General features: G+C 69.8%; 27 protein-coding genes and 2 pseudogenes. 8 read left to right on the top strand and 21 right to left on the bottom strand.

Annotation, left to right across the window (positions count from 1 at the left end; genetic code table 11):
- The first annotated feature begins 31 nt into the window (after positions 1-31).
- Positions 32-427, top strand: coding sequence for a barstar family protein (locus ACQ86G_RS08815; RefSeq protein WP_431260234.1), 396 nt, complete (start codon positions 32-34; stop codon positions 425-427).
- Positions 428-468: 41 nt separating this feature from the next.
- On the top strand, positions 469-591 hold the full coding sequence (locus ACQ86G_RS08810) for a hypothetical protein (protein ID WP_255362631.1): 123 nt from the start codon (positions 469-471) through the stop codon (positions 589-591).
- A 112-nt stretch (positions 592-703) separates the two neighbouring features.
- On the opposite strand, the gene rsmA is transcribed toward ACQ86G_RS08810, so the two are convergent.
- The 4 genes and pseudogenes from rsmA to lptD all read right to left on the bottom strand — a co-directional run.
- Positions 704-1,477 (bottom strand): 16S rRNA (adenine(1518)-N(6)/adenine(1519)-N(6))-dimethyltransferase RsmA, encoded by a 774-nt coding sequence (rsmA, locus tag ACQ86G_RS08805; RefSeq protein ID WP_431260233.1) that lies wholly within the window; start codon positions 1,475-1,477, stop codon positions 704-706.
- Positions 1,478-1,495: 18 nt separating this feature from the next.
- Complete coding sequence (locus ACQ86G_RS08800; RefSeq protein ID WP_431260232.1) at positions 1,496-2,899, bottom strand: peptidylprolyl isomerase; 1,404 nt, start codon at positions 2,897-2,899, stop codon at positions 1,496-1,498.
- Between the two features lie 10 nt (positions 2,900-2,909).
- Positions 2,910-4,079, bottom strand: a complete 1,170-nt coding sequence (locus tag ACQ86G_RS08795; protein ID WP_431260231.1) for an LPS-assembly protein LptD — start codon at positions 4,077-4,079, stop codon at positions 2,910-2,912.
- A 13-nt stretch (positions 4,080-4,092) separates the two neighbouring features.
- A pseudogene (lptD, locus tag ACQ86G_RS08790) lies at positions 4,093-4,491 on the bottom strand (LPS assembly protein LptD); the annotation flags it as partial.
- 85 nt (positions 4,492-4,576) lie between these two features.
- Here lptD and ACQ86G_RS08785 point away from each other — a divergent pair.
- Together ACQ86G_RS08785 and ACQ86G_RS08780 are read left to right on the top strand one after the other, a co-directional pair.
- Positions 4,577-4,906, top strand: coding sequence for a hypothetical protein (locus ACQ86G_RS08785; RefSeq protein ID WP_431260230.1), 330 nt, complete (start codon positions 4,577-4,579; stop codon positions 4,904-4,906).
- Positions 4,907-5,498: 592 nt separating this feature from the next.
- The gene (locus ACQ86G_RS08780) at positions 5,499-6,644 is read left to right on the top strand and encodes an aminoglycoside phosphotransferase family protein (protein WP_431260229.1); all 1,146 of its coding nucleotides are present in this window, start codon (positions 5,499-5,501) and stop codon (positions 6,642-6,644) included.
- Between the two features lie 35 nt (positions 6,645-6,679).
- Here the strand turns inward: ACQ86G_RS08780 and ACQ86G_RS08775 are convergent, their stop codons facing one another.
- The 4 genes and pseudogenes from ACQ86G_RS08775 to ACQ86G_RS08760 all read right to left on the bottom strand — a co-directional run bounded on the left by ACQ86G_RS08775 (position 6,680) and on the right by ACQ86G_RS08760 (position 10,273).
- On the bottom strand, positions 6,680-7,366 hold the full coding sequence (locus tag ACQ86G_RS08775; protein WP_431260228.1) for a substrate binding domain-containing protein: 687 nt from the start codon (positions 7,364-7,366) through the stop codon (positions 6,680-6,682).
- 200 nt (positions 7,367-7,566) lie between these two features.
- A pseudogene (locus ACQ86G_RS08770) lies at positions 7,567-7,677 on the bottom strand (helix-turn-helix domain-containing protein); the annotation flags it as partial.
- A gap of 123 nt (positions 7,678-7,800) precedes the next feature.
- Complete coding sequence (locus tag ACQ86G_RS08765) at positions 7,801-9,276, bottom strand: M20 family metallopeptidase (protein WP_431260227.1); 1,476 nt, start codon at positions 9,274-9,276, stop codon at positions 7,801-7,803.
- A 148-nt stretch (positions 9,277-9,424) separates the two neighbouring features.
- On the bottom strand, positions 9,425-10,273 hold the full coding sequence (locus ACQ86G_RS08760; RefSeq protein ID WP_431260226.1) for a lysophospholipase: 849 nt from the start codon (positions 10,271-10,273) through the stop codon (positions 9,425-9,427).
- A gap of 66 nt (positions 10,274-10,339) precedes the next feature.
- On the opposite strand from ACQ86G_RS08760, the gene ACQ86G_RS08755 reads away from it, so the two are divergent.
- Entirely contained in the window at positions 10,340-11,326 is a 987-nt protein-coding gene (locus ACQ86G_RS08755; protein ID WP_431260225.1) for a succinylglutamate desuccinylase, read from the top strand.
- Positions 11,327-11,363: 37 nt separating this feature from the next.
- Here ACQ86G_RS08755 and metW read toward each other — a convergent pair whose 3' ends face one another.
- From metW to ACQ86G_RS08735, 4 genes are all read right to left on the bottom strand, one after another.
- Positions 11,364-11,948 carry a methionine biosynthesis protein MetW gene (metW, locus tag ACQ86G_RS08750; protein WP_431260224.1) on the bottom strand — a complete coding sequence of 195 codons (585 nt, stop codon included), beginning with the start codon at positions 11,946-11,948 and terminating at the stop codon, positions 11,364-11,366.
- Positions 11,945-13,135, bottom strand: a complete 1,191-nt coding sequence (metX, locus tag ACQ86G_RS08745) for a homoserine O-succinyltransferase MetX (protein WP_431260223.1) — start codon at positions 13,133-13,135, stop codon at positions 11,945-11,947. Before metX ends, metW begins: the two co-directional genes overlap by 4 nt.
- 211 nt (positions 13,136-13,346) lie before the next feature.
- Positions 13,347-15,218, bottom strand: a complete 1,872-nt coding sequence (sppA, locus tag ACQ86G_RS08740; protein WP_431260222.1) for a signal peptide peptidase SppA — start codon at positions 15,216-15,218, stop codon at positions 13,347-13,349.
- A gap of 174 nt (positions 15,219-15,392) precedes the next feature.
- Positions 15,393-16,025 carry a glutathione S-transferase family protein gene (locus ACQ86G_RS08735; RefSeq protein WP_431260221.1) on the bottom strand — a complete coding sequence of 211 codons (633 nt, stop codon included), beginning with the start codon at positions 16,023-16,025 and terminating at the stop codon, positions 15,393-15,395.
- A 161-nt stretch (positions 16,026-16,186) separates the two neighbouring features.
- On the opposite strand from ACQ86G_RS08735, the gene ACQ86G_RS08730 reads away from it, so the two are divergent.
- Entirely contained in the window at positions 16,187-16,855 is a 669-nt protein-coding gene (locus ACQ86G_RS08730; protein WP_431260220.1) for a glutathione S-transferase family protein, read from the top strand.
- 18 nt (positions 16,856-16,873) lie between these two features.
- Here ACQ86G_RS08730 and ACQ86G_RS08725 read toward each other — a convergent pair whose 3' ends face one another.
- Both ACQ86G_RS08725 and ACQ86G_RS08720 read right to left on the bottom strand, forming a co-directional pair.
- Positions 16,874-17,383: a GNAT family N-acetyltransferase gene (locus tag ACQ86G_RS08725; RefSeq protein ID WP_431260219.1), complete on the bottom strand. Its 510-nt coding sequence runs from the start codon at positions 17,381-17,383 to the stop codon at positions 16,874-16,876.
- A gap of 192 nt (positions 17,384-17,575) precedes the next feature.
- Positions 17,576-19,930 carry a polysaccharide deacetylase family protein gene (locus tag ACQ86G_RS08720; protein WP_431260218.1) on the bottom strand — a complete coding sequence of 785 codons (2,355 nt, stop codon included), beginning with the start codon at positions 19,928-19,930 and terminating at the stop codon, positions 17,576-17,578.
- 22 nt (positions 19,931-19,952) lie between these two features.
- Here ACQ86G_RS08720 and ACQ86G_RS08715 point away from each other — a divergent pair, with 22 nt between their 5' ends.
- Together ACQ86G_RS08715 and purB are read left to right on the top strand one after the other, a co-directional pair.
- The gene (locus tag ACQ86G_RS08715; RefSeq protein WP_431260217.1) at positions 19,953-20,546 is read left to right on the top strand and encodes a hypothetical protein; all 594 of its coding nucleotides are present in this window, start codon (positions 19,953-19,955) and stop codon (positions 20,544-20,546) included.
- Positions 20,547-20,643: 97 nt separating this feature from the next.
- Positions 20,644-22,011, top strand: a complete 1,368-nt coding sequence (purB, locus tag ACQ86G_RS08710) for an adenylosuccinate lyase (protein ID WP_431260216.1) — start codon at positions 20,644-20,646, stop codon at positions 22,009-22,011.
- A gap of 62 nt (positions 22,012-22,073) precedes the next feature.
- Here purB and ACQ86G_RS08705 read toward each other — a convergent pair whose 3' ends face one another.
- From ACQ86G_RS08705 to ACQ86G_RS08675, 7 genes are all read right to left on the bottom strand, one after another.
- The gene (locus ACQ86G_RS08705; protein WP_431260215.1) at positions 22,074-22,253 is read right to left on the bottom strand and encodes a hypothetical protein; all 180 of its coding nucleotides are present in this window, start codon (positions 22,251-22,253) and stop codon (positions 22,074-22,076) included.
- Positions 22,238-22,507: a hypothetical protein gene (locus tag ACQ86G_RS08700; protein WP_431260214.1), complete on the bottom strand. Its 270-nt coding sequence runs from the start codon at positions 22,505-22,507 to the stop codon at positions 22,238-22,240. Before ACQ86G_RS08700 ends, ACQ86G_RS08705 begins: the two co-directional genes overlap by 16 nt.
- Positions 22,504-22,824, bottom strand: coding sequence for a hypothetical protein (locus ACQ86G_RS08695; protein WP_431260213.1), 321 nt, complete (start codon positions 22,822-22,824; stop codon positions 22,504-22,506). Before ACQ86G_RS08695 ends, ACQ86G_RS08700 begins: the two co-directional genes overlap by 4 nt.
- A gap of 328 nt (positions 22,825-23,152) precedes the next feature.
- Positions 23,153-23,725 (bottom strand): outer membrane beta-barrel protein, encoded by a 573-nt coding sequence (locus tag ACQ86G_RS08690; RefSeq protein ID WP_431260212.1) that lies wholly within the window; start codon positions 23,723-23,725, stop codon positions 23,153-23,155.
- A 212-nt stretch (positions 23,726-23,937) separates the two neighbouring features.
- Entirely contained in the window at positions 23,938-25,254 is a 1,317-nt protein-coding gene (locus tag ACQ86G_RS08685) for an ATP-binding protein (protein ID WP_431260211.1), read from the bottom strand.
- Positions 25,254-25,961, bottom strand: a complete 708-nt coding sequence (locus ACQ86G_RS08680) for a winged helix-turn-helix domain-containing protein (protein WP_431260210.1) — start codon at positions 25,959-25,961, stop codon at positions 25,254-25,256. Before ACQ86G_RS08680 ends, ACQ86G_RS08685 begins: the two co-directional genes overlap by 1 nt.
- Positions 25,962-26,047: 86 nt before the next feature.
- Positions 26,048-26,815, bottom strand: coding sequence for a GNAT family N-acetyltransferase (locus ACQ86G_RS08675; protein ID WP_431260209.1), 768 nt, complete (start codon positions 26,813-26,815; stop codon positions 26,048-26,050).
- Between the last annotated feature and the right edge of the window lie 20 nt (positions 26,816-26,835).

Raw genomic sequence — 26,835 nt, 5'->3', positions numbered from 1 at the left:
ACTCGGAACCCCATCTAGGAGGAACGCGACAATGCTTTTGCAGACAGTCCGTCCCAACATCGTGCAGGCGATCAGAGCCTACCGGGTCGAGGACTTGATGCAGGCCGCGCAGGACGCCGGCCAACACTTCCTGTACGCCGACCTGTCTCCAGCGGAGACCAAACAGGACGTGCTGGAATTGATTGCCAGCAGTTTCCTGTTCCCGGCGCACTTCGGCAAGAACATGGAAGCGCTGTACGACTGCATGACCAACCTGGTCCACAAGTCGGGCACGCAACCGGGTTTCGTCGTGGTGCTGGACCAGTTGCCGGACCATGCGAAATTCGACCGTGAGGCGCGCGAGCAGTTGCTCGACGTCTTCCGCGAGGCGGCCGATTTCTGGGCCGAGCGGAAGGTCTCATTCCGGTGTTTCTATTCTTTTCAGTAGCCCGCTCTCAAGAACAAGGTTCCTGGGAGCGGGCGACCGAAGTGGCCCCCGAGGTGAAGCCGGTGCTCAAGAGCACCAAGGCGAATCCGAATCCGAACTTCGGCATGAACATGCCGATGATGTGCAGTGCCTTCGATACGTCCATGTGGCTCAGCGCCGCATGAGGATCTGAAGCAGGACTGACCTCCGGGTTCGACGCAGAAGGCCTTCCGGCGACGGAAGGCCTTTTGTTTGCCCGGTCCCATCGCGCGAGGACACGCCTGAGGCGGGAACGGCTCAGCCCTGGACCGCAAGTGCCAGTGCGACGAACTCGGCCACCGGGACTTCCTCGGCGCGGCGTTGCAGGTCGAACTCGCCCTGGAAGCCGCGGGCCTCCAGCCACTTGCCGAGCGAATGCCGCAGCAGCTTGCGACGCTGCGAGAACGCCGACGCGACCAGCTCGCTCAGCAGCGCCTCGTCGAGCTTCGCCGGCGCCGACAGCGGCACCATGCGCACGATCGCCGAATCGACCCGCGGCGGCGGATCGAAGGCCTCCGGCGGCACGTCGAACAGCGCCTCGACGTCGTAACGCCACTGCAGCATGACGCTCAGCCGGCCGAAGTCCTTGTTGCCCGGCTTGGCGGCCATCCGGTCGACGACTTCCTTCTGCAGCATGAAGGTCTGGTCGACCACATGGTCCACGAAGCCCAGCAGGTGGAACAGGATCGGCGACGAGATGTTGTACGGCAGGTTGCCGACGACCTTCAGCTTGCGGCCTCGCTCCGCGGCCAGCGCGGCGAAATCGACCTTCAGCACGTCGGACTCGATGACCGTCACGTCGCCGCGCTTGCGCATGCGGGCGGCGAGGTCGCGGTCGAGCTCGATGACGGTCAGCGGCCGGCTCGACGCCGGCAGGCGCTGCAGCAGCGGCAGCGTCATCGCGCCCAGGCCCGGGCCGATCTCGACCATCGATTGATCTTCGCCCGGCGCGATCGCGTCGACGATGCCGTCGATGATGGCCTTGTCGGTCAGGAAGTGCTGGCCGAAGCGCTTGCGCGCGACATGTCCCATGAACTCAGTCCCGGCCGGTCAGTCCAGCCACTCGCGCGTCTCGATGAAGGCGCGGGCGCGCAGCTCCTTCATCCAGTCGTTGTAGGCGTCGTCGTACTTGCGCTCACGCAGCGCGTTGCGGGCCTGCTCGCGCAGCTGCTTGGTGTCGAGCACGACGTCGCGGCGCTCCATCACCTGGATCAGGTGGATGCCGAAACGCGACGGCACCGGGTCCGAGATGCCCTTGAGCGGCAACGCGTCCATGGCCTGCTCGAACTCGGGGACGAAGCCGCCCGGCGAGACCCAGCCCAGGTCGCCGCCTTCCTGCGCGCTGCCATCTTCCGAGTTGGCGCGGGCCAGTTGCTCGAAGGTGGCACGGCCGGACTCGATCGCGCGCTTGAACTCGACCAGGCGGCGCGTGGCCTGCTCCGGGCTCAGCTGCTCGGAGGGGCGCAGCAGGATGTGGCGGGCATGGGTCTGCACGACCACATTGATCGACGCCTTGCCGGTCTGGCGCTCGATCAGCTTCAGCAGGTGGTAGCCGGCCTCGGAGCGCAGCGGCTCGGGCCTCACCTCGCCGTCCTTCAGGTCCTTGACCGCCTCGACGAAGACGTCGGGCAGCTTGTCCGCGGCGCGCAGGCCGATCTCGCCGCCGCGGCTCTTGTTGGCGTCTTCCGATACCTCGCGGGCGACCTTGGCGAAGTCTTCTCCGGCCTTGATGCGGGCCAGTGCGGCATCGACGCGCGCCTTGCGCTCGGCGACGGTCGCCACGCTCGATCCTTCCGGCACCGGCACCAGGATCTGCGCGATGTTGAGCTGCGAGCGGCCCTGCAGGGCGGCCTGGCGTTCATCGAGGTACTTGTCGATGTCGCCGTCGGTGATGCGGATGCGCCCCTGCACCTCGCGCTCGCGGACGCGCTCGCTCAGCATCTGGTCGCGCAGGTTCTCGCGGAAACGCTTGAAGTCGATGCCTTCGGCGGCCAGGCGCTGGCGCAGCTCGGGCATCGTCAGCTTGTTCTGCGTCGCGACGTTGGCGACGACGCGGTCCAGTTCCGGCTCGTCCACGCGCGGGCCGTTCTCCCGGGCGTAGGTCACGACCACGCGCTCGTCGACCAGGCTGTCCACCGCCTGCTTGTGCAGCAGCTCGTTGGTGACGGTCTGACCGCGCTGGCGGGCTTCCTCGCGTGCGCGCTCGGTGCGCTGGATCACTTCCGACGCCGCCACGATGTCGGTGTTGACGATCACGGCGATGTAGTCGCCCGGCTTGAGCTGTCGTTGTTCGACGACCGGACGATTGACCGCCGGTGTCGATGCCGCCGCGGCGGGCGCGGAGGCCGCGGCCGCAGGGGCTGGAGCGGGCGTCGTCTGCGCCGAGGAAACCGAGCCGGCCAGGGCGGCGCTCAGGGACAGGAGGGTGGCCGCCACCGGCTGGAGATATCGCATCGAACGCAGTTCAGTCATATGTGCCAAAAGCCGAGCGCTCGGAGCTCAGCGAACGGTAACCCGGGATATTGTCTCTCAACACTTTCAGCGCATTGGAGCCCAGCGGCGACAGGCCGACCAGCTCCAGCTGGAGGATCAGTCGGGTGTTGGTTTCCGCGCGGCCGGTGGCCTGGCGCTCCGCGCCGACGCGCAGGATCCAGCAGCCCGAGTCGTACTCGGCGCCGATCACGGAATCGGTGAAGCGCTTGTCGCGCATCGAGTACTGCAGCCGGCCCGCGCCGTACCAGGCGCCGGCGCAACCCGCGCCGCCGGTGATCGACTTGCGGTCCGGCCCGAACAGCGGCCATTGCCAGGCCAGCTCGACCTGCTCGCTCTGCCCGCGGGCGAGGCGGTAGGACGCGCTAACGGTCCGGAACGGCCCCGGGGAATACCGCAGCCGCAGCACGGTCCGCTCGACCTTGCCGTCGGCGGAATTCAGCTGCAGCGTGCTGTCGGTCCACCAGGCCTGGTTCAAGTGCGCCGAGGCCAGCAGCACCACGTCGGACAGGCGGTGCGTCTGCGGCGACCCGTCGGGCGTGATCTGCTGGTTGCGGAACAGGTAGCGCTGGACCATGCCCAGGCGCAGTTGCTCCTCGCCGCGCTCGTCCTCGATCCAGCGCGTGGTCGCGCCGAAGGCCAGCATGTTGGCGTCGTTGACGCGGTCGACGCCGGAGAACTGGTTCTCCGCGAAGACCGAATCGAAGTTGTAGTCCCGCGGCGCCGCGTCGAAGTTGGGCATCGCGCTCTGGTCGCGGTACGGCGTGTTGACGTACAGGACGCGCGGCTCCAGCGTCTGGCGCATCGCCTGGCCGAACAGCGACGTGTTGCGCTCCAGGATCCAGCCGTGGTCGACGCTGAAGGTCGGGATGGTGCGGCCTATCGAGCGCCGTCCTGTCGCGTCGATCGCCTGGTCGAGGTTGTAGCTCGCCGCGTTGACCGACATCTTCGGGATCAGCCACCAGGCCGCGCCGCTGAACGGCAGGCTGACGTGGCCGAGCAGGTGCACCCGCTCGCCGGTCTGGGTCTGCGAACCGAGCGCGCCGCCGGGCAGGTCGAAGCGGTTGTATTCGAGTTCCAGCCCCCTCCAGCCGCGCGCGGCGGCCGGTGGGCAGGTAGCCGGCCAGCACCGATTCGTCGGCACCGGTCTGCAGCCGCACGCCGATCTGGGGCGAACGCTGATAGGGCGAGGCGAACCGGTCCTGGGTCTCCGCGACCTGCAGCGGCTGCCATTTCTGGACCCGCGCGTAGGTCTGCATCTCGCCCCAGTTGAAGCTGTAGTCGCGCTGCGTGCGCAGGTCGGTCGACAGCAGGCGCGGCGTCTGCGACAGCATGCGGCTGCGCAGGTCCTTCCAGTAGTTGTCGTCGGAGACGCGCTCGGTGTGGACGTTGTAGGTCCAGTTCGGCATCACGTCGCCGTCGGCGTTCAGGCGCAGGTCCCAGCGCGAGATGCCGGTGACCCGGTCGTGCGGCAGCAGCGCGTAGTCGATCTGGCCGCGGTGTCCCGGCTCCAGGTAGCGGAACTGGGTGTCGACGCCGGGGCCGCGGCGCGTCATCACGAAGGGCGTGATCGTCGCGTCGCGGTTGGGCGCGATGCTCCAGTAGAAGGGCTGGCTGTACTCGACGCCGCTGCGGTTGTCGATGTTGACGTTGGGCGGCAGCAGGCCGGACTTCGGCTGGTCGCCGAGCGGGAAGCTCAGCGACGGCGCCGCCAGGATGGGCACGCCGAGGAACCGCACCACGGCGTTCTTCGCGACCCCTTCGCCGGCGTCGAAGTCCAGGTTCAGGCTGCTGGTGACCAGCTCCCAGTCGCGCTTGCCCTTTCCGGCGGCGGCATCGGCGGCGTCCTGCTCGCCCCTCTCCGACACCGGGCAGGTCGAATACGTCGCCTCGTCGGCCCGCATGCGCTGGTCGCCGAGGAAGTGGATCGCCCGCGCGCTGCCGCTGCCGCCGGTCGCGGCGAAGAAGTAGGTCGGGCTGTCGAGCTTGCCTTCGAACTTGTCGACGAACAGTTCCAGCTTCGGGCCGCGCAGCACGGCGCCGTTCTGGCTGAGTTCGACCCCGCCCTCGGCCGTGGCCAGGTCCTGCGGGTAGTCGTAACGCAGGGTGTTCGACCGGAGCAGCATGCCGCCGTAGCGCAACTGGACGTCGCCCTCGGCGGTGGAGGTCTGGTCCATGTCGCTGGTGATGCGGTCGGCACTGAGTGCCATCGCGGGACGGGCGTCCTTGCGCTTGGTCTGGTGCAGCTGCTTGATCGACTTGAGGATCAGCGGCTGACCGGCGGACTCCTGCGCCTGCGCGCACGACGCGTAGAACGCGGAGAAGCCAGGCAAGGCGACCGCCAGCGCGGCGGCCAGCGAGATCGGACGGGGACGGGAAACCGGTGGGCGCATCAGGCGGGCAGCGTCTTGCAGAGGTCAGGCGGCCGCGCGTCGATCGCGCCGCGCTGCCCGGGGTTTGTAGAATCATTATCCACGAGGCTCGTGAGCCGGCAGGACCGCCGGAGCGCCTTGTCACCGACCCCGGGGCCGCTCGCGCAGCGGCCCTTCCGCTTCCCCCGCCGATGACCGCTTCCGATCCGCACGCAGCGCCCCCGCCCTGGCCCGACGCCGACCGTGCCGCCAGCTTCCATCGCTGGCTGGCGCCGCTCGTGGCCACGCATGGGCTGCGCGAGGAGACCCTCGTCGCCGCCAGCAGCGATGCCGGCTTCCGCCGCTACCTGCGCATCGCCACGACGGACGGCGGCACGCTGATCGTCATGGACGACCCGGCCGCGCCCAACCAGGTGGCGAGCTTCGTCAAGGTCGGCGCGCTGATGGCGGAACGCGGCCTGCATGTGCCGCGGATGCTGGCGCACGACGCGGCGCTCGGCTTCGCGCTGATGGAAGACCTCGGCAGCGCGCCCTACCTGGACGCGTTGCTCGCCGCGCAGCGCGCGGGCGATGCGGAAGTGCCGCGCGTGCTGATGCGCGACGCCACCGCCGCGCTGCTGCGCTGGCAGACCAGCGAGGCCGCCCGAGCCGACGGCGCGCTGCCGCTGTTCGACGAGGCCTTCGTGCGCCGCGAACTGCAGATCTTCGTCGACTGGTGCGTCCAGGCCCACCACGGCAAGACCTGGAACGACAAGCAGCGCGGCTACTGGGACCGCACGGTGTCGCTGCTGTCGGCCAATGTCCTGGCGCAGCCGCGCGTGCCGATGCACCGCGACTACATGCCGCGCAACCTGATGGTCTGCCCGACCGCCGGCGGCGCCGGTGCCGCGGCCTTCGCCACGCCCGGCATCCTCGATTTCCAGGACGCCGTGATGGGCCCGGTCACCTACGACATCGCCTCGCTGTTGCGCGACGCGTTCATCTCGTGGGAAGAGGCCGAGGAGCTCGACTGGGCGGTGCGTTACTGGGAAGGCGCGAAGCGCGCCGGCCTGTTCGGCCTGGATCCGAACGGCGAGGACCCGCACGAGATGGCACTGGACTTCGGCCTGTTCTGGCGCCGCCTCGAGTGGACCGTGCTGCAGCGGCAGCTGAAGATCATGGGCATCTTCTGCCGGCTCAAGCACCGCGACGGCAAGCCGCACTACGCGGAGGACCTGCCGCGCTTCTACGCCTACGTCGTGAAGACGGCGACGCGTTATGTCGAGCTGTCGCCGTTGCTTCGCCTGATCGAAGATCTGCAGCCGCAGTACACGCAGGTCGGCTTCAGTCTGCGCTGAAGCGCCGATGCGACGCGGCCGGACGCCGCGCGGCCTCAATCGCCCTCGGCGGGCGTGGCGGCGGCCTTGGCCGCCTGCGCGGCCAGGAACTCCTGCGCCGCCCGGTACGAGGGGCAGCCCGCAGCGGTGAGCCACGGATCCTCGTCCTTCCCGCCGAAGATCTCGACGAGGAAGTCCATGAACGCGCGGGTGCGCGCCGGGACGAACTTGCGGGTCGGCATCGCCGCCCACAGCTGGTAGCTGTAGATGCGCCACTGCGGCAGCACGCGCTCGAGCGCCCCTTCCATCAGCGCGTCGCCGACGACGAAGGACGGCAGCCCCGCCACCCCCAGCCCGTGCAGCGCGCAGGCGTACTTGGTGTCGACCGACGAGGTCGTCATCACCGGCCGGCTGGGGATCGCGAAGAAGCTCTCGGTGGTGAGGCCGTCGGCGCCGCAGCGCTCGAAGGTCACGCCGCGGGTCAGCTCGTGGATCGGCGGCAGCATGACGTCGTGCTGCTTGAGGTCGGACGGATGCTGCGGCTTGCCGCGCCGGCCCAGGTACTCGGGCGACGCGCACAGGATCACCTCGGTGCGCGCCAGCTTGCGGGCGATGAAGTCGCCCTGCAGCGGGCTGCGGGTGGAGATGACGGTGATGTCGAAGCTCTCGTCGAGCGTGTCGACCGGCCCCGGCGCGACCAGCTCGACGCTGACCAGCGGGTACAGCGCATGGAAGCGCGCCATGTGTCGCGCCAGCTGGTGGATCGCGATCGCCGGGGGATGAGGACGCGCAGCGTGCCGCGCGGCTCGTTGGTGGCCGCCGAAGCGAGCGCCTCGGCCTCCTCGATGTCGCTGAGGATGCGACGGCAGCGTTCGAGGTAGCCCTCGCCGACATCCGTCAACGACAGCCGCCGCGTCGTGCGGTTGAGCAGCCGCGCACCGAGGTGTTCCTCGAGATCCGCCACCAGCCGCGTGACCACGGCGGGCGCCAGGTCCATCGCTCGCGCGGCGCCGGCGAGGCTGCCCTCGTCGATCACGCGGGTGAAGACCCGCATCGCCTTGACCTGATCCATCCCGTCTCCTCCGGGCGGGCGCCGCGTCGCCGCGGGCCGCCTCTGCTGTGCGTATCGATCAGCGGACCTTGACGGCCGTCGGGCCGCCGACCGGGTCCGCGGCGGTCAGGGGTGCGCGGCGATCACCTGCGCCACCGCGGCGGTCAGGCGCTTGCCGTAGGGCACATGCAGGAACTCGTTGGGGCCGTGGGCGTTGCTCTTGGGGCCCAGCACACCGCAGACCATCATCTGCGCGGCCGGGAAGCCCTTCTGCAGCATGCTCATCAGCGGGATCGTGCCACCCTGGCCGATGTAGCCGACCGGTTGGCCGAAGTGGGCCTGGCTGGCCTCGTCCAGCACCTGGCTCAGCCACGGCGACAGCTCCGGCGTGTTCCAGCCGGTGGCGCCGTACGCGCCGGCGCGGCCGTCCGGCACGAAGCTGACCTTGGCGTTGTACGGCGCGTTGTCCTCGAGCAGCGCCTTGAGCTTCAGCGCGGCCTCGTTGCCGTCGATCAGCGGCGGCAGGCGCAGCGACAGCTTGAACGCGGTGTACGGGCGCAGCACGTTGCCGGCGCTCTTCAACTCGGGGAAGCCGTCCACGCCGGTCACCGACAGCGTCGGCCGCCAGGTGCGGTTGAGCAGCACCTCGACCGGATCCGAGGTCACCGGCAGCACCGGCGCGCCGTCCGCGCCGCAGGCCCAGGGCAGGCGCTTGTAGACCTCCTCCTTCAAGATCGCGGCGGTCGCCTGCGCCTGCTCGAAGCGCACGCCGGGGATGTCGCAATGGAAGGACTCGGGCAGCAGGCGGCCGGTCTTGGAATCCTCCAGCCGGTCCAGGACCTGGCGCAGGATGCGGAACGACGACGGCACCACGCCCGACGCGTCGCCGGAGTGGATGCCTTCGGTCAGCACCTCGACCTTGAGCACGCCCGAGACCATGCCGCGCAGCGAGGTCGTCATCCAGAGGCGGTCGTAGTCGCCGGCGCCGGAGTCCAGGCAGACCACCAGCGACACGTTGCCCAGGCGCGGCCGGAGCAGGTCGATGTAGGCCGGCAGGTCGTAGGAGCCGGATTCCTCGCAGGCCTCGATCAGGCCGACGCAGCGCGGGCGCGGGATGCCCTGCTGGTCCAGCGCCAGCAGCGCGGTGATGGAGGCGTAGATCGCGTAGCCGTCGTCGGCCCCGCCGCGGCCGTAGAGCTTGCCGTCCTCGTACTTCGGCGTCCAGGGGCCGAGGTCGGCGCGCCAGCCGTTGAACTCGGGCTGCTTGTCCAGGTGGCCGTAGAGGACGACGGTGTCGGCGCTCTCCGCCTTGGTCGACGGCAGCTCGAAGAAGATGACCGGCGTGCGGCCCTCCTGGCGGATGACCTCCAGCTTCAGGCCGGGGATCTTCTTGCTTTCCACCCATTGGGCGGCGTCGCGGACGACGCGCTCGATGTAGCCGTTGGCCTGCCAGTCGGCGTCGAACATCGGGCTCTTGGCGGGGATGGCGATGTAGTCGGTCAGCGCGGGGACGATCTCCTGGTCCCAGACCTTCTCGGCGAAGGCGCCCAGGGCGCTGATTTCATCGGTCTGCAGCGGCAACGACGGATCACGTGCGTTCATGCGGGTCTCCTGCGCGGCCGGTGGGCCGCCTTGGCTGGGTCCGGGGTCGCGCGGGGCGCGGCCGGTCCGGGCGGAAAGTGACGGAACCGGGTCCTGCTGGCAATCCGGGTGGGGACGCCAGGCAGGGAATCCGGTGGATCGGCCGATTCTAGGAGCGTGCGCCCAGCCAGGCGCGCAGCCGGGCGAAGACCTGTTCGCGCTCAGGCTCGTTGAAGATCTCGTGCGACAGGCCCGGGAAGGGCACGGCCTGCACCGCGCCACCCGCGGCGGCGGCGGCGGCGAAGGCGGCGCTGCCGGCAGGCGCGACGCAGCGGTCGGCGCCGGCCCACATCAGCAGCGTCGGCGTGGTCCAGCGCGGCACCAGGGGCAGGGTCTCCGCGCCGAAGGTGGCGATCATCTTGGCCAGGGTCGGGGTGATGCGGTCGTGGACCAGCGGATCGTCCTTGTAGGCCTGGACCACCTCCGGGCTGCGCGAGATCCAGGCCGCATTCAGGCCGTTGCCGACCGCCAGGTGGGGCACCAGCGGCAGCGTGGCGCCGAGCAGCCCGCGCTGGAAGGCGGACAGGCCCGGATCCAGCGCCGGGGAACTGAGCACGAGCCGGTCGACCGGGCGCGACCAGGGCGCGTTCTCCAGCGCACCGGCGACGAAGCGCGCGGCGACGGCGCCGCCCATCGAGTGTCCGAGCAGGATCAGCGGCCCCTGTCCCTTGCGGTCGTCGGCGCGCAGGCAGTCGATGGTGGCGGCGAGGTCGAGCAGCAGGCTGTCGCGGCGGGGGATGTCGCCGCGCGGGCCGCCGGAGGCGCCGTGGCCGCGCTGGTCGAAGCCGGCGACATGCCAGCCCCAGTCGTTCAGGCGCTGGGCGACGGCCTCGTAGCGGCCGATGTGTTCGCCCAGGCCGTGGACGATCAGGACCGTGCCCCGGGTGGGCAGCGAGAGGTCGGCACCCCATTCCCGCCAGTGCAGCGGCAGGCCGTCATGGCCGGTGAGAGTCTTCATGAGGCCGGAGTGTAGGATCGCCCGGCATGTCCACCGGCCGTGGATGCCCCCCACGTTTCGAAGACGATGACGCCTGCCCTGCTCGAGTCCTTCCCGTCCTTCAACCCGGAGGTCCGGCTCCAGCCGCCGGCGATCGAACGCTGGCGCCGCGGCACGGGGACCGATGTCGAGTTCGTCCATGTGCTGGACTCCGGCAGGCCGGGACCGACGGCAATGGTGGTGGCGCTGACGCACGGCAACGAGCTGTGCGGCGCGATCGCGCTGGACACCCTGCTCCGGCAGGGCGTGACACCGTTGCGCGGGCGGCTGGTGCTGGCCTTCGCCAACGTCGAGGCCTTCGGACGGTTCAACGTGCTGGAGCCGTTCGCGTCGCGCTGCGTCGACGAGGACATGAACCGCGTCTGGGACGAGGCCGTGCTGCGCGGCGCGCGCGATTCGGTGGAGCTGCGGCGGGCGCGCGCGCTGGCGCCCTTCGTCGACGCCGCCGACGTGCTGCTGGACCTGCATTCGATGCAGGAGGCCGGCGCACCGGCGCTGACGATCTGCGGCATGACGGACAAGAGCGTGCCGCTGGCCAGGGCGCTGGGCCAGCCGGAAACCCTGCTGGTCGACACCGGCCATGCGGCGGGACTGCGGATGATCGACCGCGGCGGTTTCGCCGATCCGCGCAGCGACCGGCAGGCGGTGCTGGTCGAGTGCGGCTCGCACTGGGAACCGGAGAGCGCCGACATGGCGCTCGACGTGACGCTGCGTTTCCTGCGCCACCTGGAGATGGTCGACGCGGCGTGGGCGGACGCGCAGCTGCGCCTGGCTTTACCCGGGCGGCAACGGCTGGTGCGGGTCGGCGAGGGCGTGACCGCCGTGACGCCGGCGTTCCGTTTCCTGGTCCCGACGCATCACCTGAAGGTGATCCCGGCCGCCGGCACGCCGCTGGCGGAGGACGGTGATCGTCGATGGATCACGCCGCACGACGAGTGCGTGCTGATCATGCCGTCGCGCCGCGCCGGGCTGAGCGGACAGACGATGGTGCGGCTGGGACGCTACGAGGACTGAACACGAGTCGCCGGACAGCGACCCGGGTCGCCGACGCTCAATCCCGGTCGAACTTGAACACCGCCATGCTGGCCATCAGGTTCGGCATCACGCGGACCTGACGGCCTTCCTGCACGCCGAAGCTGTCCAGCACGCGCAGGCCGCACTTGCGCGCCAGGATCTGGAAGTCGGCATAGGTGCCGACGCGGATGTTGGGCGTGTCGTACCACTGGTACGGCAGCACGCGCGTCACCGGCATCCGGCCCGACAGCACCTGCAGCCGGTTGGGCCAGTGCGCGAAGTTGGGGAAGCTCACGACGCCCATCCGTCCGACGCGCGCGGTCTCGCGCAGCATCGCCTCGGTGTTGCGCAGGTTCTGCAGCGTCTCCAGCTGCAGCACGACGTCGAAGCTCTGGTCCTCGAAGATCGCCAGGCCTTCTTCCAGGTTGAGCTGGATCACGTTCACGCCGCGCTGCGCGCAGGCGAGCACGTTCGCATCGTCCAGCTCCACCCCGTAACCGGTGCAGCCCTTCGTCGCCTGCAGGTGCGCCAGCAGCTCGCCGGTGCCGCAACCCAGGTCGAGCACGCGCGAGCCGGTCGGCACCAGCGCCGCGATCATGTCCATCACCGCGCGATCGCTCATACCGACACTCCCTGCAGGCGATGCGACACCGGTGCCGAGGCGCCGCCCGGCATCGGCTTCTCGTGCTCCTTCGCGATGCGGTCGAAATACGCGCGCAGCACGCCGTGATACCGCGGGTCCTCGAGCAGGAACGCATCGTGGCCATGCGGGGCGTCGATCTCGGCGTAGGACACGTCACGCTTGTTGTCGAGCAGCGCCTTGACGATCTCGCGCGAGCGCGCCGGCGAGAAGCGCCAGTCGGTCGTGAAGCTCACCACCAGGAACTTGCACAGCGCGGTGGCGAAGGTGCGGCTCAGGTCGCCGCCGTGCTCGCGCGCGGGGTCGAAGTAGTCCAGTGCGCGCGTGATCAGCAGATAGGTGTTGGCGTCGAAGTACTCGCTGAACTTGTCGCCCTGGTAACGCAGGTAGCTCTCGATCTGGAACTCGATGTCCGAGGTCGAATACCCCAGCTCCGCCGAACGCATCTGGCGGCCGAACTTCTCCTCCATCACGTCGTCGCTCAGGTAGGTGATGTGGCCGATCATCCGCGCCACCCGCAGCCCGCGGCGCGGCACGACACCGTGCTCGTAGAAGAAGCCGTCGTGGAATTCGGGGTCGGTGATGATGGCGCGCCGGGCGACCTCGTTGAACGCGATGTTCTGCGCCGACAGGTTGGGCGCCGTCGCGACCGCGATGCAGTGGCGCATGCGCTCCGGATAGCGCAGCGACCAGTCCAGCGCCTGCATCCCGCCCAGCGAGCCGCCCAGCACCGCCGCCAGCTTCTGGATGCCGAAGCGGTCCAGCACCCGCGCCTGGGCGTCGACCCAGTCGTGCACCGTGACGACGGGGAAGTCCTTGCCGTAGACGCGGCCGGTGTCCGGGTTCAGATGCATCGGCCCCGTCGAGCCGAAGCACGAGCCCAGGTTGTTGATGCCGATGACGAAGAAGCGGTCCGTGTCCAGCGGCTTGCCGGGACCGATGAGGTTGTCCCACCAGCCCTCGCTCTTGTCGATGTCGGCATGCGTGCCGGCCACGTGGTGGCTGGCGTTCAGCGCGTGGCAGACGAGCACCGCGTTGGACTTGTCCTCGTTGAGCCGGCCGTAGGTCTCGACCATCAACTCGTAGCCCGCGATGCGGGCCCCGCTGCGCAAGGTCAGCGGCTCGTCGAACAACAAGCGCTGCGGTGTGACATCACCGACAGATCCCATGGAACACCTCAAAAAACAAAACCCGGCGCCGCTGCTTGAAGCGGAACACCGGGTCTCGATCCATGGATCGGGTGTCCCTCTTTAGCTGCATTTCTTGGGCGCCCGCAAGCCGGACAAATCGGCGCCATCGGCGGAAGTATAGCCATGCCATTGCATGGCCCCGGCGCCTCCGGGCCCGCCGCCCGGAGAAGCCCCGCCTGCTCTCCCGCCCTTACGGCGCGGTGCAGAGGCAGTGCACGATCGCGCGCACCGGCGGGCGCGAGCCCGCCGGCCCCGCCTCGGCCTGCTCGGCCAGCCAGGTGATGTCGACCTGCGCCTCGCGCAGCGGCGCCGGCACCGCCGGGATGCCGCCCAGCGCGTGCATGACCATGCCGCGCAGCGACGGCGCCGCGGCATCGCCCATGCTCGTCAGCACCCGGTCGAAGGCGCTGCGGTCCGGCTCGACGTAACGCACCGTCGGGTCGTCGCCGAGCTTGGCGCGCTTCGCGGCGCTGGCGATCGCATCGGACAGCAGGCCGTTTCTGTCGACCAGCCCGCGCTCGAGTGCCTGCGCACCGATCCACACGCGGCCCTGGCCGACGGCGTCGATCTGCTGCGGCGACTTCTTGCGCGCCTGCGCGGCCTTGCCGGTGAAGTCGGCATAGATGTGCTCGATCGACGACTGCACCACCTGCGCCATGCGCGGATCCAGCGGGCGCCGCGGGTCATAGCCGCTGGCCAGCCAGGTCGTCGTGTAGCCGCCGGTGTGGACCGACAGCTTGTCCAGCAGCTTCTCGCCGGTGGGCAGCATGCCGAACACGCCGATCGAGCCGGTGATCGTCGACGCGTCGGCGATCACCTCGTCCGACGACATCGAGATCCAGTACCCGCCCGACGCGGCCACGCCGCCCATCGACACGACGACCGGCTTGCCGACCGCGCGCGTCAGTTCCAGCTCGCGACGCACCAGCTCGGAGGCGAAGGCACTGCCGCCCGGCGAATTCACGCGCAGCACGACGGCCTTGATCTTGTCGTCCTCGCGCGCCTGGCGGATCAGCTTGGACATCGACTCGCCGCCGATCTTGCCCGGCCCGGCGCTGCCGTCGACGATCTCGCCTTCGGCCACGATCACGCCGACCTGACCCTCGGGTCTGGGCAGCTTCGGCGGCAGTTGCGCGACATAGGCGCCCAGGTTGATCTGGCGCAGGCGCTTCTCGTCCTTGGCGCCGCGCTTCTCGAGCAGCGCCTCGACCTCGTCCTCGGTCTTCAGGCCGTCGACCAGCTTCTCGGCCAGCGTGAACTTGGCGGTATCGCCGCCGACCGCCTTGAGCCGCTGCGGCAGCTCGTCGATCGCGCGCTGCAGCGATCCCTTCGGCAGCTTGCGCGCCGTCTCGATCACGGTCTGGTAGCGCGCCCAGAGCTCGTCGTACAGGTAGCCCTCGGCTTCGAGCGTCGCCGGCGACGGACCGTTGGCGAAGTAGGGCTCGACCGCATTCTTGTAGGTGCCCACGCGCAGCACGTTCGGCGAGATGCCCACGCGGTCCAGCGCATCCTTGTAGTAGTTGCGATAGCGGCCGTAGCCCTCGATCATCACGCCGCCCATCGGGTGGATGTAGACCTCGGTGGCCTGCGCGGCCAGGTAGTAGCCCCGCTGGTCGAAGGCCAGCCCGGCCGCCACCACCGGCTTCTTGCTCGTCTTGAAGCGCGTCAGCGCCGCTTCGATCTCATGCAGCGCGGCCGGCGTGGCGCCGCCGAACTGGTCCAGGTTCAGCACGACCTGCACGATGTGGTCGTCCTTGGCGGCCGCGTCCAGTGCGCGCAGGATGTCGCGCAGACGCGTCTGCGCGCGCGCCTCGCCCTTGATCTGCGCGATCGCCTGATCGCGCGGCGAGCCGGAGAACTGCTCGACGACATCGCCGCGGATGTCGAGCACGAGCGTCGTCTTGTCCTGCAGCGGCTTGCCGCCGTGCACGGCGGCCCAGATGAGGGCGATCAGGATCACCCAGAACAGCAGCGTGAACACCACGCGCCGCGTGCCGTTCAGGAACCACCACACGCCACCGAAAAAGCGCCCGACCGGCGCCAACGCTCGCTTCACACCCATCCAATCCTCCCGGGATTCGTCAACGGAATGTCAGGACAGCGAGGATCTGGATCGATCCCCGGCTGGACCGGGCGATTGTGAGCCCAGTTGAGAACCCGGGCGGGAAGTCAGCCGCGGATTCGCCCTTCGGAGGGAGTCGGCATGAGGGCCGGCAGGCGCGCGGGGCGCCGCGGATCAGGCGTTCGCGGGCGGCAGCGTGTCCTGGAAGCTCTGGCGCGTCATGAGCTTGTCGAAGTGCCTGGCGAGGTTCGGATGCGCGGCGCGCCAGTCGATCTGGGCGAAGCGGAAGTCCAGGTAGCCCAGCGCGCAGCCGAGCGCGATGTCGGCCAGCGTGAAGTGGTTGCCCGAGCACCAGTTCTTCTCTCCCAGGCCGTTGGACATCGCCTGCAGCGAGGCCAGGACCTTGCCCATCTGGCGCTCCACCCAGGCGTCGCTGCGCTCGGCCGGCGCGCGGCCGGACCAGGTCTGCTCCAGGCGCGCCGCCACACAGGCGTCGACGAGACCGTCGGCCAGCGCCTCCCAGGTGCGCACCTCGCAGCGCTCGCGGCCGCGCTCGGGGATCAGCCGGCCCACCGGCGACAAGGTGTCGAGGTACTCGACGATGACGCGCGAGTCGAACACCGCGCCGGTGATCGAATCCTGCCCCTCCATGACCAGGCACGGCACCTTGCCGAGCGGATTGATCTTGAGGATGTTGTCGCTGCCCCAGACGTCCTCCAGCTCGAACTGGTAGTCGAGCTTCTTTTCCGCCATGACGACGCGGACCTTGCGGACGTAGGGGCTGGGGAGGGATCCGATGAGCTTCATGGTGTGTCCGGATTCTAGCGAGTCGCCCCCGGGGACTGATGCCCGCAGGCGACAGCAGCGCCGCCCTCATTCGGGTGTACCGCCGTCCCCTGCGCCGGTGACGTCCCCACCCGCCGGCCCGCCTCCTACACTCCCTCCGCACCACTTCCGCGGAGATCGTGATGACCGCCTCCCCCTCGGCGTCCGACGCCGGCTACGTCCTCTACGGCACCCGGGGCTCCGGCTCGGCGATCGTCGAGATCGGCTTGCGCAGCTGCGGTCAGCCGTACCGCACGGTCCATGCGTCCTCGTGGGAAGACGGGTCGGCGCAGGACGCGCTGCGCGCGCTCAATCCGCTGATGCAGATCCCGACGCTGCACACGCCCGACGGCGACGTGCTCACCGAGAGCGGCGCCATCCTGATGCACCTCGGCCTGCGCTTTCCCGCGGGAGGCCTGCTCGGCGACAGCGATCGCCGGCGCGACCAGATCCTGCGCGGCCTCGTCTACATCGCCGCCAACTGCTACAGCTGCATCAGCGTCATCGACTACCCGGAACGCTACTCGACCCGCGACGGCAAGGACGACCGCGAGGCCATCGTCGCCGGCACGAAGGCGCGGCTGCACCGGCACTGGGAGATCTTCGCGGACATGTTCCCCGCACAGCCCTGGCTCAGCGGCGCACGGCCGGGTGCGCTCGACGCGATGGCGGTGGTCGTGTCGAAGTGGTCGGGCTCGAGGCAACACCTGGAGGCGAAACGGCCGGAATTTTTCGCGCTGCTCCAGCGCATCGAGGCGCTGCCCGACGTCGCGGAGGTGTGTGCGGCGCACTGGCCGCCGAAGACGGCCTGACTCGCCTGATTCGCCTGACTATGCGGCCTGGAACTGCGGCAGCAGCCGCACATGGGTGTATCGGGCGGGACGCTCGATCGGATCGAGGGCCGCGTCGATCGGCGCGAAACCGCACCGGGTCCAGAACGTCGCGGACGCCGCTTCCTCGCAATTGACGTGCAGGCGGCTGAAGTGCCCTTGCGCGCTCGCGAGCACGGCATTCACCAGGCGCTTCGCCAGACCATGGCCGCGCCAGTCCGGATGCACATAGAAGCGACGCATGCGGCCGGTGCCGGGACGCCCCGGCGGAGGCTCGACGTTCAGCCCGCCCACCGCGACGACCTGGCCGTTCGTGGCCAGCCAGGCCCACAACGATTCGCCAGGCTGTTCGTAACGGTTGGCGCCGCTGCGCCATTCATCCATCAGTCGGCGCAGCATCTGCCGCCCCTCGCTCTCGCTGGCCGCCAGCAGCGGCGCCCAGGCGAGGGGGTCCATCTGATGCACGCGGATCAGGCGCGGTGCGACGCCATCGGAGGCCAGGGAGAACATCGAACGAAGCGGTAACCAGTCGTCAACCGAGCGGGAAAGGACGGATTAAGCAGCAGGCGGAACGCCCCTTACATCAGGGACAACCCGCCCGCCGTCGGTCCTTTCCAACGCTCGGTCGACGCCCGATCGGCGCTGGTTCAACGCTGGTTCAACGCTGGCTCACCGCGGACTCAACGCCGATTCAACGCCGATTCAACGCGGCGGCTCCGGCTTTTTCGCGCTGTCCGGATGCTCGATCCAGGCCTTGAGCTCCGCGGCCCGCGCATGCTTGGGCGAGAGCTCGATGAAGGCCCGGTACGCGGCCTGCGCGCCGGTGTCGTCGCCCGCGCGCAGCAGCGCGTCGCCGAGGTTCAGGTGCGCCAGCGCGCGGCTGCCGTCCATCTCGATCGCCTTGCGGTACCAGCGCGCGGCTTCGGCCGGCTTGTCGCGCTTGTAGTAGATGAACCCGAGGTTGTTGGCCGCCAGCGCGAACCTGGGCTGCAGCTTGAGCGCCTCGGTGAAGGCGGCCTCGGCCTCGTCGTAACGGCGTTCCTTGTAGAGCTGCAGACCGCGGTCGTTGGCGCGTTGCGCCGCGATGCGCGCGCTGGTCGGCGCGGGCGCCGCGCTGGTCGCGATCGCCGTGTCGGTGCCGTCCAGGCCCTTCAGCGTGACCTGCACCGCGGTGGCGCTCGCCGCCGACGTTCCGGGCGCGGCGCCGGTCGGCGCGGAGGCCTGCGCCACCGGTTGCAGCTGCGCGTTGCGGGCGTCGTCGGCCTGCTTGGCCAGCGCGCTGGTCTTGACGTCGAGCTGGTTGCTGTCGCCGCTCAGCGCCTGCTCCTGCGTGGAGGCGAGCTCGAAGATGAACTCGCCGCCCTCGCTGCCCGGCATGCTGCCGAAGGCCGGCGTCTGGTGCGCGATCGAGGACACGGCCGGCGCCACGTAGGCGGCCAGCTCCGTCGCGGTGATGAGGCCGTCGCCATTGAGGTCGGCCTTGCCGGACAGCGCCTGCAGCAGCGTCCAGGTGAAGACCGAATGGCCGCCCGGGCCGTCGTCGGCGACCTGCTGGTCGGCGCCGCCGGCCGTCATCATCTGGCGGCCCATGCGGCGCGCGTTGTCGCGCACGAAGTTGGCGCTGCCGCCGGGCGCGCCGCCACGCGTCAGGCCGAGGCCCGAGTAGCAGGCATCGATGACGAAGAAGGCATGCTTGGCGGGCAGCGCCTCGCTGAGCTCCTGCAGCTGCGGCATCGCGATCGCATCGGTCTGCAGGTCGTCGGTGCCGGCGTCGACCGGGATGATGTAGCCGACGTCGCGCCCGCTCGGCAGCTTGCGCGTGCTGCCGTGGCCGGCGAAGAACACGAACACGCGGTCGTCGCGCTTGAGCTTGCCGTCGCCGCCCTTGCGCGCCATGCCGTTGAGCGCGCGCAGGATGTTGGCGCGCGTCGCGTCGCCGTCGGTCAGCGTGGTGACGTTCTCGGGCCGGAAACCGAATTGCGTCTGCAGCGTCTCCTGGATCGCGCGGGCGTCGCGCACCGCATGCTGCAGGCGCGGCCAGGCCTTGTACTGGTCGATGCCGATCACCAGCGCCACGCTGTCGCGATAGAGGTTGGCGCCCGCGAGTTCCGGCGGTGCCGCGTCGGCGGCAGGCGTCTCGGCGGCGACGATCCTGCCGTCCTTCCAGGCCGCGAACTTGTAGCCCTCGGCCTTCAGTTGGTCCAGCACCAGCGGCAGCGCCTCGACGGTGCGCGCATGGATGTCATGGAACAGCACGATGCCGCGCTGCTGCTTGCCGAGCTCGCCCAGCACCCGCGCCGCGATGGACTTGGGGATCGGGTCGGACCAGTCCAGCGAATCGACGTTCCACATCATCGAGCGCAGCTTGAGCGCCTCGATCGCGCCGAGCGCGGCGTCGTTGCGCGCGCCGTAGGGAAAGCGGAACAGCGCCTGGCCGTCACGGCCCGCGGCGTCGAGCAGCGCTTCGGTGGAACTGGCTTCCTGGCGGACCTTGTCGAGCTCGAACTTCGACATCACGCCGTGGCTGAAGCTGTGGTTGGCGATCGGATGGCCGGCGGCGAGCACGCGCTTGGCCACCTCGCTGCCGGGGCCGGGCCTGACCTTGCCGCTGGCGTCGACGCTGCCGAGGTTGCGGCCCAGCTCGAAGAACACGGCCGGCGCCTGGTAGCGCTTGAGGATCTCCAGGATCTCGTCGGTGTAGCGCGGGTGCGGGCCGTCGTCGAAGGTCAGCAGCACCGTCTTGGGCGGCAGCTGGCGACCGAAGAACTCGCGCTCCGCCTTGGTCGGTCCGCGCGTCGCGGCGGGGGCCTGCGCAGTCGCCGTGGCGGGCGCCGCGGCCGCGGCGTCGTCCGGCCCGTCCGTGACGCTCGGTCGCGCCTGCAGGTCCGGCAGGATGGTCGCGTAGTCCTTCAGGATGCGGTCGCGCGCGTACAGGCCCTTGAGCTTGGCGACGTAGTCGGTCCACTTCTCGCGCTTGGGCACGATGCCGCGCTGCGCGAAGCGGCCGAAGGTGTCGCGCAGTTCCTGCTCGTAGGCGTTCTCGATCTCGGCCAGCACGCTCAGGTCCTCCCCCGCACGCTTGGGCCAGCTTGAGGCCGGCGATGCTCTGCGAGGTCGAGAACTGCTGCGACAGCTGCGTCAGGAATTCCTTGAACGCGAGCCGGTCGGCGTCGAACCACGACGGCTCCTGCTCGATGCGGTCCAGCAGTTCCGACAGCGCGGCGAGGCCGGCGGCGTCGGTGCTCTTGCCCGCGGTCTCGACGAGCGCCCGGATGCTGTCCTGCATGTCGTGGAACAGCAGCATGCCGACGGCGCGCACGGCGTCGCGCTCGGCGGGCTTGAGCGCCGCCTCGCCGTCCATCAGCACGATCATCTGGCGGTAGCGCGCGAGCACGTCGTCGCTCTGCTTGAGCAGCGTGGCGCTGACGGCCGGATTGGCGGACGCCGCCTCGACCGGCGCCAGCGGCCGGGGTGCGTCGCCGGCGGGCTTGCAGCCGCTCATCAGCGTCATCGTGACGGCGGACGCCGCAGCCATGGCGAGCGTCTGGGCGGTCATCCAGACGGCGCCCTTGCGTTGAGTTCTCACTTGCATGCTTCCCTCGATCTGCCCTCGGTCCTGGCCGCCGCCCTTGCAGCGACGCGGCACCCCGGCGCGGCGCGATGTCGTTCTTAGGACTTCGGGCGGCTCGGAGCGGGCGCCATTGTGACCCGCTCTGTAGAATCCCCGGGTTTGTCCCACCCCTGAATGGCCGGTTCCGGCCCCGCCCGCCATGAATCTCTCCGCCCTCACCGCCCTGTCGCCCCTGGATGGCCGTTATGCATCGCGCATGGCCGCGCTGCGTCCGCTGCTGTCCGAATTCGGCCTGATGCACCGCCGCGTGCAGGTGGAGATCGAGTGGTTCATCGCGTTGTCCGACGCGGACCTGGCGGAACTGAAGCCGCTGTCGACGGCCTCGCGCGACTTCCTGCGGGCGCTGGTGGCGAACTTCTCGGAGACCGACGCGCAGGCGATCAAGGACATCGAGAAGACGACCAACCACGACGTCAAGGCGGTGGAGTACTGGATCAAGCAGCAGTTCGCCGGCAAGGCGGAACTGGAAGGCGCCGGCGAGTTCGTGCACTTCGCCTGCACCAGCGAGGACATCAACAACACCAGCCACGGCCTGATGCTGAAGGCCGCGCGCGACGAGGTGATCCTGCCGGCGCTGGACCGCGTCATCGAGAAGATGACCGCGATGGCCCAGACCCACGCCGCCGCGCCGATGCTGAGCCGCACGCACGGCCAGACCGCCAGCCCGACGACCGTCGGCAAGGAGATCGCCAACGTCGTGGCGCGCCTGCGCCGCGCCCGCACCGTGATCGCCGAGGTGAAGCTGCTGGCCAAGATGAACGGCGCCGTGGGCAACTACAACGCGCACCTGTCGGCCTACCCGGAGAAGGACTGGGAGGCGTTCAGCCAGTCGGTCATCGAAAAACAGCTGGGCCTGACCTTCAACCCGTACACGATCCAGATCGAGCCGCACGACTACATGGCCGAGCTGTTCGACGCCGTGACGCGCGCCAACACCATCCTGGTGGACTGGTCGCGCGACGTGTGGGGCTACGTGTCGCTGGGCTACTTCAAGCAGAAGACCAAGGCCGGCGAGATCGGCTCGTCGACGATGCCGCACAAGGTCAACCCGATCGACTTCGAGAACGCCGAGGGCAACTTCGGCCTGGCCAGCGCGGTGCTGACGCACCTGAGCCAGAAGCTGCCGATCTCCCGCTGGCAGCGGGACCTGACGGACTCGACGGTGCTGCGCAACATGGGCGTGGCGTTGGGCTATGCGCTGCTGGGCTACGACTCGCTGACCAAGGGCCTCGACAAGCTGGAGCTCAACCAGGCCGCGCTGGACGCCGACCTGGATTCGTCGTGGGAAGTGCTGGCCGAGCCGATCCAGACGGTGATGCGCCGCTACGCGCTGCCCAACCCGTACGAGCGCCTGAAGGAACTGACGCGCGGCAAGGCGATCACGCGTGAGTCGATCCAGGCTTTCATCCAGGGTCTGGAGCTGCCCGACGCCGAGAAGCAGCGCCTGCTGGCGATGACGCCGGGCAACTACACCGGCACTGCGGAAGCGCTGGCGAAGCGGATCTGATCGGCCACATCGACAGAAGGGCAGTGCCGTCGGCACTGCCCCTTTTTCCATCGGCCGGTCGATCAGTCGCCCCGGTCGACCGTCCCGGGTTGGCGCCAGCGATGCCGGATGAGCAGCGCGCAGCAGGCCGTCCACGCCACGGCGATGACCTGGAGCGCGCTGCCGATCAGGGGTTCCGGCGCGACCGCCGCCATCGCCCAGAAAGCCTCCGCGCCGATCGCGGCGCTCAGGAACCCGAGCACGGCGACGCCGGCTCGCGAGAGCCGGGGCGGGTGCCGTCGACGGAGGCCGCCAGGAACACCAGCGTCACCCGGAAGACGACGGCCCCCCACGCCAGCGCGCCCAGCAGCGCCACGACCAGCGTCGGATAAGACCAGGCCGCGCAGCAGCCCGGCAGCATGAGCACGAACCGGGCACCCGCGCCCGCCGCGATCATGCGCGCCACCGTCCGGAACGGACGGCCCCTGCACGGATGCGCGGGCGCGTCGGCGCTCACCGCGTGACGTTGCAGGCTTTGGAGTACTGCGCCGCCAGACCGCCGCCGATGGCCCAGCCACCCAGCACGCTGATGAAGCTGCCACCGATGCCGCCGACGGTGGCACCGATGCCGCTCCAGGTCAGGATCGCGTTGGCGCAGGCAGCGCCATCCGCCGTCGCGCGCCCTGCGGGCGTGCCCGCCCACGAATCGCCGCCGTGCACGGTGTCGATCTCGGCGTCGGACAGTTCGCAGAGTGCCAGGACTTGCGATCCGCCAGACATCGTCGATGCCGACTCGGCGAGGGGCTGCGACGGGCTCGTTGTGATGAACTTCAAGATGTTCTCCTAATGGACTCAGAGGGCGTCACGACGTTGTGACAAGTCCATTGGAGCGACCCGCTTGATCGCCGCAAATAACCTCAACAAGTATGCATGCCTGGGGGAAGTCCGCGTTGTCATGGACCTCCTGCCGGGGCCGGGTCTTGCCTCGGCGCGAAACGCGCGGCCTACGAACCGGCGCGATCGCCAGGCCCCATGAAAAAGGGCAGTGCATTGCTGCACTGCCCTTGCACCTGGCGGGGAATCGGGGTTCGGGTGTCGCTCGGAGCAGCCCCGTCAGGCCCGGTGCCGGGGGAATCGGCACCGGTCAACCGTCGCCGGTCGATCAGAACTGGTAGGCCAGGCCCATGCTCAGACGATCGTCCTTCTTGTCGAAGCCGTTGGCTTGCGGCATGTTGTTGAAGCGGGTGGCTTCGGCGCGCAGCGAGACGTTCTTCGTCAGCGCGTAGTCGACACCGACACCCAGCTTGAGGCCGGTCTTGTCCTTGTCGCCCAGGCCGTTGTTGAAGTCGCGCTCGGCATAGGCCACGCCGACCTTGCCGTAGACGCCGAAGCCCTTGCCCAGCGGGGCGCGGGCGATGCCGTCCAGCGAGTACACCTTGTTCTTCGCGGTCACGCCGCCGAAGTCGACCTTGCCCAGGTCGGTGTAGGCCAGCTCAGCGGCGAAGTTCTCGTTGAACTTGTAGCCGCCGAAGATGCTGTAGCTGTCCGAGGTGCGCTTCTGCGAATTGCCATCCACGCGCTGCGTCGTCTTGCCGACGTCGCCGCCGATGTAGTACGGGGTCACCGGATCGGCGTGTGCCACGCCCACGCCCAGGGTCAGCGCGACGGCCGCGGCAGCCAGCAGACCGGCCTTCTTGCCGTTGATCGAGGGGCGGGTGTTGTTGTTGCTGTTCATCTGGAACTCCTTCAGAGCTGTTGATCGATCTGTCGTTCCGGGTCGCCTGGGTCAGTGATCAGGCTCGTTCGACATGGAGCTCATTCTGGGAATTCGACCCCGCCGCGTCTGTGGAGCGAGTTGAGCGCTTGTGTGACGGTCGATGACAGCAATGCACGCGGCGCTTGACGAAGCTTCACGCGGGGGCGCAGAGCGCCCATCTCATCGGTGCTTCAGGCCGCTTCCGCAGGCCAGTAGAGCAGCAGCCGCGCGCCGCCGAGTCGCGGCGCCTCGCCCAGCCGCGCATGCCCGCCGTGCGCATGCGCGACGTGTCGCACGATGGCCAGCCCCAGGCCGAAGCCGCGCGTGCCGCGCCCCTTGCGCTCCAGGCGCTTGAAGGGCTCGAAGGCCGCCTCGCGCAGCGACGGCGGCACGCCCTCGCCGTCGTCGTCGATCGCGAGCCAGAGCTGCCCGGCCTCGACCCACGCGGTCAGCAGGATGCGGCCCTTCGCGTACCGCGCCGCGTTGCGCAGCCCGTTGCGGATCGCATAGGGCAGCAGCCGTTCGTCGAAGGGCAGGACGTCGGGCAGGCGCAGGTCCGTGTCCAGCGCCTTGCCATCGAGCAGCGGCGCCAGCGAGGCCGCCTCCTTCGCGAGCATCTCGCCCAGGTTGCCCTGCATCACATGCGGCTGCAGCGCCCCCATGTCGAGCCGCGCCAGCGTCAGGCTCGCATCGATGAGTTCATCGAGCTCGGCGATGTCGCGCTCGCAGGCCATCACCGCCTGCTCGCGGCGGTCACGGTCGTCCTCGTCCACGAGCGCATCGACCGCGAAACGCAGCCGCGCCAGCGGCGTGCGCAGCTCGTGCGAGACCGCGCCGGTCAGCTCGCGCTGCGTCGCCATCGCGGCCGCGAGCCGCTCCAGCATCGCGCGCGTCGCCGCGGCGACCGGCGCGAAGAGCCGGCTCTTCAGCGGCGGCAGCTCGGTGTCGAGGCGGCCCGCGCTCAATCGCTCCGCGGCGCGCTGCAGCCCGCGCAGATCGCGCCACAGGGGCCGCAGCTGCCACCACGCGATCAGCGCGACCGCCAGCGCGATCACCACCGCGACGCCGAGTTGCGCGGCGAGCTCCTTGGGCAGCTCGCCGGCCCGCTTGGAATCGAGCGGCCCCAGCAGCAGCAGCTGGTCGGGTTCGCCCGGCAGCGCCGCGTAGATGCGGCGGTTGAAACCGGTGACCAGCACCTCGCCGCGTTCGAGCCGGCGGCGCTGGTCCGCGCTGAGCTGGGACAGGTCGGTGCGGATCAGCCGCACGGGGTAGTCGAATTGCGCGTCGAGTTCGCGCACCCGCTCGCGCCGCGCCGGCGGGTCCAGCGGCGCGAGGTCCCGCACCAGCAGGTCCACCGTGCCGCGCATGAAATTGCGGACGTAGTCGTTGGTGACTTCGGAGGCGCCGATCAGCACCAGGGCCTCGACGAGCAGGATCAGCGCCAGCACCGCCAGCCCGAGTCCCAGCGCCATCCGCAGCAGCGAGGCGCGCAGCGTGATCGCGGCCATCAGTCGATCGCGAAGAGGTAGCCCTGCCCGCGCACCGTCTTGATCCGCACCGGCGCCTGCGCGTCGTCGCCGATCTTCTTGCGCAGCCGCGAGATGCGCGCGTCGATCGCGCGGTCCAGTCCGTCGAACTCCAGCCCGCGCAGGCCCTGCATGATGTCGTCGCGGCTGACGACCTGCCCCGCGCGATGCGCCAGGAAGTTCAGCAGCTCGTACTCGGCGGTGGTGAGCACGACCGGCTCGCCGTTCAGCCGCAGCTCGCGCGATTGCGGCAGCAGCGTCAGCGGCCCGAAGTGCAGCGCCTCGCCGACCGGGTGCGCGGCCGGCAGCGCGTCGCGTCGCAGCAGCGCCTTCAGCCGCGCCAGCAGCACGCGCGGCGCCACCGGCTTGGCGATGTAGTCGTCCGCGCCGCCTTCCAGGCCCAGCACCTGGTCGATGTCGTCGTCCCGCGCCGTCATCATCACGATGCGGCCGGCGAAATCGCGGCGCGTGTCGCGCAGCACGTCGAAGCCGTCCTTGCCCGGCAGGTGGCCGTCCAGCAGCACCAGCTCGAAGGGCTCCTGCCGCATCAGCGCCTCGCCGGCCAGGCCGTCACCGCAGACGGTCACCGCGTAGTTGGCCTTGCGCAGCGCCTCGGCGACCAGTTGCGCCAGGCGCTCGTCATCCTCGATGAGCAGGATGCGCGCGCCGGTCTGAGCAGAAATGTCCATGGCAGCGAGCATAGGCGAGGCCTTCCCCGCCGACTTCAGCCACGCTTAAGCGCGCCTGCGCACGCGCGCGCCACTGGTCGTGGACCTCAGCGGTCCGCCGGCACTTCCAGACGCCAGCCCGCGGGCGTGCGCACCGCCCGCAGCGTCGGATCGTCCGCCAGCGGCGCCCAGCGCTGCGCCAGGTGGTCCAGCGCCTGCGGGGAGAGATCCGTGCGGCTGGCCATCACGCGGTCGACCGTCTCCGGCGTCACGCAGGCCATCAGCGCCGGCCGCGCCGTGCCACGCAGCGCGGCATGCCAGCGCGCGCGCAGCGCGGCGATCTCCCCGGCATCGTCCTGCGCGACCGGGTCATGCCAGCTGTAGACGCGCGACAGGCCTTCATGCGCCTCGGTCTGCTGGAGACCCTCGTCGCTCATGCCGATCGCGAGCAGCACGCGGCCGGACGGATGGTTCTCCGGGGCCGTCGTCCCCAGCAGGTGCCGCAGGCCGAGCACCCGCCGGCAATAGTCGAAGGTGGCCGCCGCCGCTTCCCGCGCATAACCGTGGCCCCAGAAGCGCGCCGGGAAGCCGTAGCCGATGTCCGGATGCGGCAGCCCCTCGCGCTGGATCACGCCGGCCAGGCCCAGCAGCTCGCCGTCCTCGAGCCGCTCGACGGCCCAGAACCCGTAGCCCAGCAGCCAGTAGCGCGCCTCCAGCCGCTCGCGGATCCAGGCCGCGGCCTGCTCGTCGGTGCGGACCTGCGCGTCGTAGATGTGCGCGATCCAGGCCGGCTCGTTGAGCAGCCCGCGGACGAAGGCCGCGTCCGACTGCCGGAACCACCGCAGGCGCAGTCGCGCCGTTCTCAACACGTCCATCCCCGCCTTCCCAGCGCCCG

Origin of the sequence: Roseateles chitinivorans (assembly GCF_050632145.1) — a bacterium.
In the GTDB taxonomy this organism is placed as follows: domain Bacteria; phylum Pseudomonadota; class Gammaproteobacteria; order Burkholderiales; family Burkholderiaceae_C; genus Roseateles; species Roseateles chitinivorans_B.
This window is presented reverse-complemented; position numbering and strand designations above follow the sequence as displayed.